We start from the raw sequence: 12,240 nt of genomic DNA, 5'->3' as shown, positions 1-12,240 counted from the left end.
CGTCTTAACTGCAAACCAGGCATTGTCTAATATTGAAAAGGTTCCATGATTGATATAAATCACAGGGCACATTTCCTCAAAGTAGTCCGTGGGGAGCAGGAAAATCCTTGCTCATCAGGACAGGCATTCCACGACAGCGCACGCCGGGTTTGCTTTCACTTCAACAATGTGCTCTCTGTAACCCAATGGAGGGGAAGGGTTGTTGAGGAGGGGTGTACTTGAACACAGTTTAACAGAAACAGGAACAGATTTCACGTTATCAGATTTCAGCGTTGTTAACAGTTTCACTATTCCCCGCTCAGGGGGCCGGTTTTTCGTGGAGTTCCTGTTCTTCCTGTTCACTCAGTATCACCTGTTGCTGTTGCTCGACCGCTTTATGATGTTCCCAGTTGCCTTCGGCTCCCTTGCAGCGTTCGTCGAGGTTCTTCAAAGTCCCCGCCTTGCCGTACAACAGCAGGACATCGTTGACGCCCAGAACCGTATCACCACGCGGGGCTCCAATATAAACACCGTCGGCGCGTTCAATCCCCAGCACCAGTACCCCTTCGTCAGTCAGCTTCAATCGAATTAACGATTGATCGGCCAGCCAGTCATCTTCCTGAACGCTCATCTCGACGACAATGTAGTCGTCCGTTAGGTGTAGCAACCCGGCATAGTCGCGCAGTTCCAGGTCGGTCCATCGCTGTAAAGCCCACTTGATGAATTCTGAAATGTGGTTGTCGATCCAGGCGCTGTGGGAGACCATCCAGAGAATAGTCACACTGAAAATCAACGCGAAGATTCTCAACCAGAAGGCCGGCGTCATATCGGCGTCGATAAAGGAGAGAATCAACGACGAGACGGCCGTCACGATTCCGGCGTTCCCGAACAACATCAACATCATGATGATCCGGCGACGGACCGGGTGACGCATTACCTTCTCAGTTTCGCTTGTCGTAAACCCGGTACTCGTGAAGGCGGACCGCGCTTGAAAGCGAGCCAACTCATTCGACAGGCCCGTTAGCGTCAAGGCGACAGTCGCCACGCGCACGACGATCATCGAAATAATGATGATTAAAACCAGTGAAACGATCGCGAACATAGAGAATGACTCGAGCTGGAATGAAAATCGATGTTCTGGTTACTGCCCCAATTGCTGCTCTGAATTATCTTCGTTTGGAAACTCAACGCTATTAGATTCGACCTCTTGCGATTCCATATTTTGCAAATCGATCTGAGCCGTATTTTCCTGATCGAGGTCCTCCGCTTCTATCAGTGAAAAATCAGGATCAGGGTCATCGGACGACTGAAGCGAAGGATGCACCGCTGATTTGGTTATGGCCCGAAATGTGTTCCACAGCGAATACAAAATGAAGAGACTTAGTACGATCGCCATCGCCCCCATCAGGGGTACGAGCCGTTTGGGCGGACGGACCGTAGAGGCAGCCCCCACCAACGTCGGTGGCGCAGCGGCAATTAACAAGGTCGTCCGCAATCCTCCTTCGGCTGCGTAACCCTCTCGCTTAAAGAGGGTGCCAATCAGATTCAAAGGGGTATTCAATCCATCGCCCGTGGGGCATTCGCTGGGTAATCCAGCCGTCACCACGTGCAACGGCATTGATCCCGACCCCGGAGTCACCACCCATAGATCATAGAGCCGATCTACACCTTCATTCGATTGATCTTCTCGTGCAATAATTCGTTTCGCGGTCCCTTCGAACTCAATTAGTTTTCCACGCCAGGCATCTGTTTCGGCCATCCAGACCTGGTAGGCCCCAGATCGATCTGCATTCAGCTGGAGCACTCCTCGATTCGTTTCGGCTAGTCTCTGGACAGCATGCTGGAACAGCGGTTCTTCATTTTTCTTAAGCCCCAGGTAATCGTCTTCAATCGCCGCCCGTTCGTCGCCGGTCAACAGGGGAGGGAGTTCGGTCGTCAGTTGGACTTGCGAGTTGGCTGGATCGGAGCCTTCGGGGACAGTTTCGCCTGTCAGGGTGATCACCACCTGATCAGAATCCTGCTCCAGATTCTCAGGCTGTTCAGAAGGAATCAACCAGCCCCAGGACTCCGGTTCCGACGCACGCTGCATTGCCAGTACGACCAAAACCAGCGCAACGCACAGCATAACCAGTCGGAGTTGTTCCTTCTGACTCATCCAGGGAGACTTTTTATCGGGGGTTCGAAATCGCATGTGTTCACACAGGTTAACAGGAGAAATCAGGGAAAGAATTCGTCAAAGGATCGAATTAAGATACTTTTTCTTTCAAAATGGAGTTTGATAATGGCGTCCGTTTCCCGTTATAGGAAGGCAGCCCATGTTTTCATGGAGTCACTTTCTCCTGAAATCAAGCTCAAACCGTTCAATACACAAGTTAACGGGGCCTCTCATTTTACCCGGTCACCTGCGGTAAAGTCGAACGGCTTAATAATGGGTTGAATCCTTTCTGGCGTCGATTCCCCTTTCGCCTATTCATTATTGCACTTCACTCTCTTATAATCGAACCACCGAATTCATTTCGTCCGGGCCATTCTCTTCTGTCCTGTACCTCTTCTGATAACCTCTCCCGCTCGGGAAGATTCGTTGCGTGCATATGAATCGTCAACTTGTTCGTATTTTGCCCGGTCTGATTGCATTCGCTGGCCTGCTGTGCGCTAGCCTGCTGTGCGAGCCTTCGTTGATGGCACAGGAGCAGACCCTCCGCTTTCTGGACGGCTTGCGCGAACGGGAATACTACGACACCGCCTTGTTCTATCTGGAACAAGAACAGCAACGCCCCAATCTCGATCCCAAACTGGCCGCGCGTTTGCAGTATGAACAGGCTGCACTACTTCTGGAATCAGCCAGCCAGATTCGCAACCCCGACAGCCGACAACAACGACTGAACGAAGCCGCCGAAGCCCTTGCCGCCTTTGTCAAAGAGCATCCCGATCATCCTCAGATTGGTTCCGCGAACCGAGAGCTGGCTAAAGTCCATTTAAACAACGCCCGCGTTGCGTTATGGGAAGCAGACTCCACCGACGACGCTCAGGAACAGCGGGAGCTTCGTCAAAAAACGCGAAGAGAAATCGAACTGGCCCGAGAGATTTTCCGAAAGGCACTGCCTCAACTGACCGCCGAGTACGCGAAGTTTCCGCCACATGTCGATCCGGATGATAATGAAACAGAGTACCGGGAAAAGAAACAACTCGAACAGAGTATCATCAACAGTCGACTTGAATTGGCGAAGTGTACTTACGAAGAAGCGCAATCCTATCCCGAAGGTTCTGCCGAGTTTCGCGAACGGCTCACCCGGGCGATTGATGAATTCGAATTGTTGCACTTCGAGTACCGAAATCAAACCGGCGGCCACTACGCGCGACTCTGGCAGGGTAAATGTTACGAAGAGTTGAACGAACTAACCAAAGCACTCGGCATTTACACTCAAATACTATCGCAACCCCAATCCTCTTCGGCGGTAGAGCGACTTCAAGATCTCGCCGAAGAATTTCGCCTGATCTGTTTGAATCATTCCGATCAAGCCGGGTACGAGCAAGTCATCCAGGAAGCCAACTATTGGATCAGCAATGCCCGTAAGCGACGTTATTCCGCAGCGGGCCTCGGTATCCTGTGGCAACGGGCGGTCGCTTACGAAAAACTGGCACTCACCCAACCGGAAGGCAGTTCTCGACGTAACAATTTCCGTCAGGCCCTGAACGATGCCGAAGAAGTCCAGCGTTTTCCCGGACGACACAAAGGCCTCGCGATGCAACTGGCACGCAGGCTGAGCCAGCAGATTCGAGGAGAAGAAAACGCACCCGAAGACTTCGCTTCGGCTCTTGATCGGGCGCAGCAGTTGATGAATCAGCTGCAGGATATCAAAGCGGATCGAGACGAAGCAGCAGGTGGTGATTCAGAAAAGCAAACGGAAACCAAACAGATCTACGAAGACCATCTGGCAAGAACTGATACCGCTCTACAAGTCGCGGACGACCTGCGTGACAATCAGGCGAAACCCAAACAGCTTGCCCAGTTATTCTACTATCGGGCTTACATCGATTACCTGAACGAAAGCAGTTACTCTGCCGCAGTCCGTGCCGAGTATGTCGCCCATCAGTTCGCCGCGATTGATTCCGAAATGGCGCAGCGAGCGGCCCTCCTTTCCACGGCCAGTTTCGCGCAAGCACTTAACAACTCAACCGAGCAGGGACGCGCCGCCAACATTCGCATGATGGAACAAGCGGCCCAGTACGCGTTGTCCGTCTGGCCCAATAGCGATATGGCGGCCAACTGCTGCCAACTAATGGGGCAAGCTCTGACCGGCCAGAAACAGTTCCAACAAGCGGCTGACTGGTATTCCCGCACACCGCCCGACAGTAATCGCGCCCCTCACAATCGAGTCCTCGCCGGACAGTCTATGTGGCAGGCCTTTCTTCAATCTCGTAAAGGAAATGCTGGCCCCCCCCCCTCAGAGGAAGAACAGGAACAATTGACCGCCGCCGAAGCCGCTCTACAGGAAGGAGTTCAACTACTGGAAAAGTTCTCGTCGTCACCTCCCCTGGAAATGATCACCGGAAAAGCAACGCTCGCCGAAATCTATTCCCGCCAGAACCAAGACGCGCGAACCATCGAACTGCTTACCGCGGAACCGGCCCCCGTCACCGGTGCGATAGAAGACGTTCTCACGGGCGAAAGCAATCTTCCGCTGTCGAGCACCTTTTCTGCATCAGTCTATCGTCTGTTACTTAAAGCATATGTCGGTACACGAGATATCGATCAGGCCTTGCAGACGATGCAACGCGTCGAAGAACTGAGCCAGCAAAACGCCAAGTCGTCGACGATGGGAATCTACGTCCAGCTGGGTAAAGAACTGGAACGAGAACTCAACGAACTGGAAGCGGCAGGCGAACAACAGCAAACGGCAGAGATGCGTCAGAATTTCAAACAGTTCCTCGAAGGATTATATGAACGGCAGGAAGGCCAATCGTTTTCGTCGCTGTTCTGGGTCGCCGAAACCTACAACAGTCTGGCGAGCAGTTTGGATGACACCAGTTCAACGGAAGCGGTCGACTATTTCGAACGGGCGCGGTCGGCTTATCAAACCATCCTGCAACGAGACGAAGAAAATCCTGACTTCATCACCGACGAACAAAAAACGGGCATTGATCTTCGCCTGGCTTCGGCCTTAGGAGATCTGCAGCAGTTCGATGCCGCACTGGCTTCCTTGCAGGAAGTCGTACAGGCGAACCCGAATTCGCTGGTGGCTCAGTACGAAGCCGCCAGCTTATTGCAGGCCAAGGGAATGAGCCCGGAGGCGGGTGCGAAAGAGGCTCTCAGTCAGGCGATTCAGGGAACGGATCTCTACTGGGGTTGGAATAATATCGGACGCCGGTTACAGCAAATGAAAACCACCGGAAACCTTACAGAGGATCTTCAGGAACAATATTACGAATCTCGATTGAACTCCGTTCTCTGCCGCCAGCGACTGGCAGAGTTATCCAATGAACCCGCTGAAAAGCAGAAATTGCTCGCGTCCGCTGAACAGGAAATTGTCACCTTCTTCAGTATCAGCGGTTCCATTCCGGATGAGTGGTACCATCAATTCAACGATCAGTATTCCCAGGTTCGCTCCGCCCAACAGAAAACGGCTGAATCAATCGCCGAAAGATTGCAACTGGCCGACGCCCCCGGTATGGAGAATGCCGCGTCGGGTAATATTGTCCCTGGCGACCGTGCATCAACCTCTCTTGAGCAAACAGAGAAGAAAAGTTCATTTTCTCCCGAGTTGCTGATTGGCATTGTCGTCGGCCTTGGGGCATTGCTCTTTCTCGTTATCCTGTTCTTCGGGACGCGCAAAGGTTCCCGTAAGAGAAAACGGAGAGACTACAAAGCGAGCTCTCAGGAAACACCTACTTTGTCGAACGGATCTTCAAGCCCCAAAGCATCTCGACCTCGTGCCGACCGCACCACATCTTCGCGGACGTCTACAACTTCTCGACCCAAACAACGTCGAAATCGAACAGAGCCATGAAACACATCACTCCTGTAATTCGTTCGTTGAACGCCCCTCGGTTTACGTGGGCATTCTCGCTGATCGTTTTGTCATGTCTCAACGTTTCCGCGCAGGATCGGATTACACGGAGCGGAGGCGACAAACCGATTCTGGGAAAGATCAAAGAGATGACCAACGAGGTGATCACGATCGAAACCAAACGGGACGGCGTGGTTAAAGTGACTCCGAATCAAATTGAAGAAATTAAATGGGATGATGAACCGGCCCGTTTTTCTGCCGGTCGTAGCCTTGAAGAGAAGGGTTACTTTCCCCGCGCTTTTGAAGCGTATGAAGAAGCGCTGGCCGATCTTGATGCTGGACTGCCCATGATCAAGACCGACATCGAATATCATCTCCTCCATCTGAAGGCGAACATGGCGATGTCGGGCGCCACTTTGCCCAATAACCAGACCTCCGATCAATTGATCACCGAGTTCAAAACATTTCTGGATCAACATAAGAACTCGTATGTTTATTATCCGGGACTGATGATCCTGGGGAAACTGGCACATCAACAGGGTAAACCAGAGGCGCTTGATTACTTTGTCGAATTGCAAAAAACCCCATGGAACGATTACCAGATTCTCGGATTCACTGCCCAGGGGCATCAACAACTGGCGGCGGGGGAGATCGACACGGCACTGGCCACATTTGAAAAGGCATTGGCGATTCCCTCAGTCGGAAAGGCCGATGAACTGGCTCGCGCAGAAGCAATATTAGGAAAAGCCGCTACCTTGGTTGCGCAGAATAAAACTGTAGAAGCACTCCCGATGATCGAACAATTGATTGAAAACTCTCCCGACAGTGCGCCGGGAACACAGGCACGTATTTATCTCACACAGGGAAAATTATTCCAGCAACTCGGTCGTAATGAAGAGGCGGTCGTTTCCTTATTACATGTCGACATTCTGTATCCTCAATCGGCTCCTGAACATGCCGAAGCGTTATATCATCTAACCAAACTCTGGGCGGCGTTAGGGCAACCTGACCGAGCCGCCACCACAATCGGTCAGCTCAATAATGATTACCCCGACAGCCGCTGGACGGCGGAATTGAATAAGAACTGAGATTATCTGGCGTCCCTCGCATCTCAACTATTTTTAGGTTACAACGAACACCAACTCCTCTTTTCATAACGATCCCATCTCTTTTGTCAGCAGGTAACGGTCGAATTTTCTCTCGCCGTTTACCCCATTTCGCCAACATCCTGTAGGTACTGATAAAATACTGGGAGTCAAAACTCCGTTGGAGAGTCATTCATGATTCCATCAGTGAAGCATTCCTCCCGTCCCAGCTGGATCGGGTTCTGCTGGACAATGCTCTGCGCTGCCGTCCTGCTGTTGCCACTTTCCGCGTATGCCCAACCGGCTGATGATGGCGACGCCGGAGCAAACGTTTCCGCACCACCAGTTGCGAACGCCGCCGCTGCCGATACCGCCAATGAAACCCGTCCCCAGGAAAGTTACCTCAGTTGGATGGTCCGTTCTTCCGGTTTGTTCGGGCTGTTGTTACTGCTGCTCTCTTTCGTCATGGTGGCCGTCATTACCATGAACGCACTGCAAGTACGGCGATCCGTCCTGATGCCTCCCGACTTCATCGAAGAGTTTGAAGAACTACTGAACGCCAAAAAATATCAGGACGCCTACGCACTCGCCCGTGAAGACGATTCGTTTCTGGGCCGAGTTCTAGCCGCCGGCTTGAGCCGCATCAACAAAGGGTACAACGAATCGGTTTCCGCCATGCAGGAAGCGGGCGAAGATGAAGCCATGGGACTGGAACATAAACTGAGCTACCTCGCCCTGATCGGACAGATTGCTCCGATGATTGGACTGATGGGAACCGTCTACGGGATGATTAATTCCTTCCGCGTGATCGCCAGCCTGACGACACAACCCAAACCGTATGAAATTGCCGATGGGATTTCGACCGCTCTCTTCACGACGCTGGAAGGGCTGGGAGTCGCGATTCCAGCCATGATCGCCTACAGCCTGATTCACAATAACCTGCAACGGTATGTGCTTGAAGTGGGCATGCTGAGCGAAGGATTTATGAATCGCTTCTCCAGCATGGGCAAAGCCGGCACCGCGAACCCCAAAGGATAACAGGGTGCTCCTGTCTCCGTCTGAATTCACTCCTCCGACGAATTATCGTGGATCAATTTAATGCGGATCAAATCGACAAAAAACTCTGTTCGTGAAGTCGACATGACGCCCATGATCGACATCGTTTTTCAGTTGATTGCCTTCTTCATGGTGATCAACAACTTTGAACAGAATCAGGTCGACGAACGCGTCAAACTCCCTCGCGATCAACTCGCCCGCCCCCGAGAGGATGTCGCAGAAGACAACATCGTCTTGAACATCGGATACATTCGAAATCTTGAAGGGGTCATCACCTCCGAACCACTCGTCTTTTATCTGGGCGAACAAACACCACTTCTGGAGTTCGGACCGTTATTACAAAAAGAAGCCCGTGTCCTCCGCGGACTCAAGCGGGAAGCGGGCGACGTGACGATCGAAATCCGAGCCGATGGTGAAATTGAAACCGGCCAGATTCAAGAAGTCATTCGGATGGCGCAAGACGCCGGTTTCCAGAAGTACACATTAAAAGCAACACAGGGCGATCAGAATTAATTTTTCGGCCCGACGATTGTAATCACACTTTTTTCTTGTTCCTACTGTTCCCACACAAGACACGATCACATGCGTATCCGAACTTCTCAACAGGAATCGCTGAAGCAGGGGCCTCAAATGGCGCCGATGATCGACATTGTCTTTCAGCTGCTGATCTTCTTCCTGCTAACGCTCAAAATTGTTGAGCCGGAAGGGGAGTTTCAGATCAACATGCCGATCAACCAACCGCCCAGGCAAAGCTCTGAAATCGCCCTCCCTGCAATTAAAGTCCGGTTGATCGCCAACGAAGATGGCTCACTCAACTCCATTCAATTCGGCGAGCGAAATCTGGGGAGCGGCGACGATGTCTTCAAACGGTTGAATCAAGTCATCCTGCAGACGGTCGGAGGAGACCAGGCAGGTGGAGCCAATGCGGCCGACACAGAAGTCGAGATCGATGCCGATTACAACCTAGATTACTCCTACACCATTCGGGCCGTCTCCGCCTGTACCGGTGCCATCGATCCCGTCACAAACCAGCCGGTTCGATATGTCGAGAAAATCAAATTCACCCCGCCCAAAAGACCCGCAGGCGCAGCCCCCCAACTCTGATCCAGTTTCGTCTGACCTGATACCATGGTAGAACTCCCTGACCTGGCCGTTTGGATTCGACATCTGCTCCGGCAGATCCCCATGGGCAAGGTCATGACGTACGGTCAAGTCGCCCGCCTGATGGGAAACATCACCGCCGCACGCTACATCGGCGAATACGCCCGTCGCCACGATCATACCAACGAGTGCCCCTGTCACCGATTGGTGCGGCAGACTGGAGAACTTGGCCTGTATGTCAGCGGCGAGACACGAGAAAAAGAAACTCGTCTTCGCGCAGAAGGGGTTATCTTCAAAGGAGACCATGTCGACTTGAAACAATCAGGCTGGCAACCCGATGGAGACCTGTTCAATAGCCCGCTGACCGAACTTCATGAATACCAGGAATCGATCTGCCGGGCAGTCAAAACAAGTCCGTTAACGGGGCCAATCAAACTCATTGCCGGAGTCGACCTCGCCTATCCGAAAAAGGGAATTGGACAGGCGGCCTGCGTGATTCTGAATGCCAGGACACTCAAAGTGGAGCATGAACTGATTCAACGCTCGTCCATTTCCTTTCCCTACATTTCCGGGTATCTTGCGTTTCGGGAATTGCCACTGTTACTCTCGATATGGGAAGAACTTGTCCGGCAGAATATCGAACCCGACCTGATCTTCGTCGACGGTAATGGACAACTTCATCCCCGTAAGGCGGGCATTGCGAGCTGCCTCGGTGTGGAGATCAACAAGCCAACGATCGGGATTGGCAAATCGCTGTTATGTGGTTCTGTTCCCAAAGGAGACGAGACCGAAAGGCCTGTCCTCTTCCAGAACGAGACCATCGGCATGGCGATTACATCGCGTCGCAGCCAAAAACCGTATTACGTTTCGGTCGGACATCGACTCACATTAGCAGAAGCGGTCGACTGGACACACCGGGCCGGAAAACAGAAAAAGCATCGACTTCCCGAACCCATTTTTCTGGCCGACAGACTAAGTCGTCAGTAGTTTGCTTTCTCTTCACGGCTTTCAGGTTCTCTAAGTCGGGCCATCAACCTTTCTCGTTTTCTTCACACTCTTATGAACAAGTCAGCATTATGTATCTCGGAATTGAAATTGGTGGAACGAAACTGCAACTGGGAGTCGGCACGGGCGAACGGGCCGAATTCATTGACTTCGTCCGGCTCGACATCGATGCCAGTCAGGGCGCCCAGGGAATTCTGAACCAAATTCAACAAGCGGGAAAAACACTCGTCGAGAAACATCATATCAAACGGGTCGGGTATGGCTTCGGCGGACCCATCGACGGTGTCGCTGGTATCGTCCGCATCAGTCATCAAGTCGAAGGCTGGGAACAATTTCCGCTGGCTGAATGGACTCAGGAAACATTGGGCGTTCCCGCTGTCGTGCGGAATGATTGCGATTCCGCTGCTCTTGCCGAATGCTGTTTCGGAGCAGGGCAGTCGAAACAACATCTGTTTTATATCACTTCTGGAACAGGAGTCGGTGGCGGACTCGTCCTGAACCGGCAACTCGTCGGTGCAGATCGTCCGGCCATTGCCGAGATTGGACATTTACGCCCGGGACTGGAAGCCACCGATGCTCATCAGACAGTAGAATCGATGGCAAGTGGACGAGGAATCGAAACCTGGCTGCGCGGACAACTTGAGAATGGCAACATTCTCGATGATATGGGAGAAGCACGTGCAGAAATATTGCTTCGGGCCGGTAATGATCCCAGCCAGATCACCGGCAAAACGATTGCCGCCGCCGCTGGCGAAGGAAATCCTCTCGCTCTGGAAGCACTCGACCGCGCCACTAAAGCACTCGGTTGGGCCGTCGCTCAGGTGGTTTCTTTAATCGCCCCTGAGGTCGTCGTTATCGGCGGTGGCGTTTCACTCATGGGAGTCGAACTCTTCCTTGACCCTGTCCGCCGTTACGCCAACCAATACGTCTTTCCGCAACTTCGTAACCAATACGAAATTGTTCCCGCTGCTCTGGGAGAGGACGTCGTCGTTTATGGTGCCATCGCTCTGGCGGCCAACGCTCAATAGCCAACGCTCAATAATTGAATCATGTTCCGCCCAGTTGAGTTGAAGAACGAGACTGCGCCTCGATGCAAACAATTCGTTCTATTACCAAACGAAAAAAACGATCCACAGGATTATCCCGTGGATCGTTTTTAAACTGATTCGATTGATCGCGTTTCGAATATCAGTCGGTCAGACTGACTACGGTGTCAGCGATAGTTCTGCTGCGTCTGGTCCGGCACAGCGGATCAGGTGGTCATGGTCGATGTAGACCACTTCTCGAGAATCATAGTCGATGTTCTCGAAAGGGATCGGGTAGTTGGATCGTTCGATTTTGGTGTAGTAGACCGTGCATTTGTAGTGGCACTTGTGCATCCGGGCAGGTCCGGCAAGTGGATAGAACTTACAGTCTTCGACTTTATCCACAATCAGGTCCATCGTCATGCGGACGTTGTTCCATTGTGTGTCCGAGAAGAAAGCAAAGCCTCCTTCTGGAGAGTTGGGGATAGCACGAATGACTTCATCCGGCGTCGGAGGATCGAGACAATACAAGGGAGCATTCTCTCCATCGATCGGGTCGAGAATTTCGACCTTACCGTATCGCTCTTCCTCGTAGTAGGCGTCTTCGACTTGCTGCGACCAGTAAGCACTTACTGGGAAGGGAGGCAATGTCTCCCAAAACAACATGTATGCGTGAGTCAATTGCAGACCACCCCAAGTTAAGGTGCAGCCGCTACTTGAACTAACAATCAACGAAAGAAACATAACAAGAATGCTTTTTCGTATGATTCCTGAAAACATGGCCATTCTTTTCCCCTCCGGGTGCGATCAATCAGTTTTTCTAAATTTTGCCGTTAGGCCATTCTGGATTGTAAACATCCAGGTCAATCACTTATCTGAATACTTCTGAGCTGACTCTGTTGGAGGACCCCAAAGGATCCAATCGCCAGCAGCTACAATTGTTATCGAACGTTAAAGTGCGTCATCTTTCACGATTCTGAC

At 52.0% G+C, this 12,240-nt stretch carries 10 protein-coding genes; 7 read left to right on the top strand and 3 right to left on the bottom strand.

Annotated elements, in window-relative coordinates; genetic code table 11:
- Positions 1-298: 298 nt before the first annotated feature.
- Together Pla110_RS00305 and Pla110_RS00300 are read right to left on the bottom strand one after the other, a co-directional pair.
- Positions 299-1,081 (bottom strand): TrkA C-terminal domain-containing protein, encoded by a 783-nt coding sequence (locus tag Pla110_RS00305; RefSeq protein ID WP_144992043.1) that lies wholly within the window; start codon positions 1,079-1,081, stop codon positions 299-301.
- Positions 1,082-1,120: 39 nt separating this feature from the next.
- On the bottom strand, positions 1,121-2,170 hold the full coding sequence (locus Pla110_RS00300) for a sulfite exporter TauE/SafE family protein (RefSeq protein ID WP_144992041.1): 1,050 nt from the start codon (positions 2,168-2,170) through the stop codon (positions 1,121-1,123).
- A 400-nt stretch (positions 2,171-2,570) separates the two neighbouring features.
- Here Pla110_RS00300 and Pla110_RS00295 point away from each other — a divergent pair, with 400 nt between their 5' ends.
- The 7 genes from Pla110_RS00295 (at position 2,571) to Pla110_RS00265 (ending at position 11,262) form a co-directional block, all read left to right on the top strand.
- Positions 2,571-5,987, top strand: coding sequence for a tetratricopeptide repeat protein (locus tag Pla110_RS00295; protein WP_144992039.1), 3,417 nt, complete (start codon positions 2,571-2,573; stop codon positions 5,985-5,987).
- Entirely contained in the window at positions 5,984-7,075 is a 1,092-nt protein-coding gene (locus Pla110_RS00290) for a tetratricopeptide repeat protein (RefSeq protein ID WP_144992037.1), read from the top strand. Before Pla110_RS00295 ends, Pla110_RS00290 begins: the two co-directional genes overlap by 4 nt.
- 192 nt (positions 7,076-7,267) lie before the next feature.
- Positions 7,268-8,110: a MotA/TolQ/ExbB proton channel family protein gene (locus Pla110_RS00285; protein WP_144992035.1), complete on the top strand. Its 843-nt coding sequence runs from the start codon at positions 7,268-7,270 to the stop codon at positions 8,108-8,110.
- 60 nt (positions 8,111-8,170) lie between these two features.
- A complete protein-coding gene (locus Pla110_RS00280) occupies positions 8,171-8,641 on the top strand; it encodes an ExbD/TolR family protein (RefSeq protein WP_144992033.1) in 471 nt (156 codons plus the stop codon).
- A 69-nt stretch (positions 8,642-8,710) separates the two neighbouring features.
- A complete protein-coding gene (locus Pla110_RS00275) occupies positions 8,711-9,232 on the top strand; it encodes an ExbD/TolR family protein (RefSeq protein ID WP_144992032.1) in 522 nt (173 codons plus the stop codon).
- 24 nt (positions 9,233-9,256) lie between these two features.
- Positions 9,257-10,216, top strand: coding sequence for an endonuclease V (locus tag Pla110_RS00270; RefSeq protein ID WP_144992030.1), 960 nt, complete (start codon positions 9,257-9,259; stop codon positions 10,214-10,216).
- 89 nt (positions 10,217-10,305) lie between these two features.
- On the top strand, positions 10,306-11,262 hold the full coding sequence (locus tag Pla110_RS00265; RefSeq protein WP_144992028.1) for an ROK family protein: 957 nt from the start codon (positions 10,306-10,308) through the stop codon (positions 11,260-11,262).
- Positions 11,263-11,439: 177 nt separating this feature from the next.
- Here Pla110_RS00265 and Pla110_RS00260 read toward each other — a convergent pair whose 3' ends face one another.
- Entirely contained in the window at positions 11,440-12,045 is a 606-nt protein-coding gene (locus Pla110_RS00260; RefSeq protein ID WP_144992026.1) for a hypothetical protein, read from the bottom strand.
- Positions 12,046-12,240 lie beyond the last annotated feature (195 nt).

The sequence above is a fragment of the Polystyrenella longa genome (assembly GCF_007750395.1).
In the GTDB taxonomy this organism is placed as follows: Bacteria; Planctomycetota; Planctomycetia; order Planctomycetales; family Planctomycetaceae; genus Polystyrenella; species Polystyrenella longa.
Note: the sequence above shows the minus strand (reverse complement) of the source record. Positions and strands in the feature narration are given on the sequence as shown.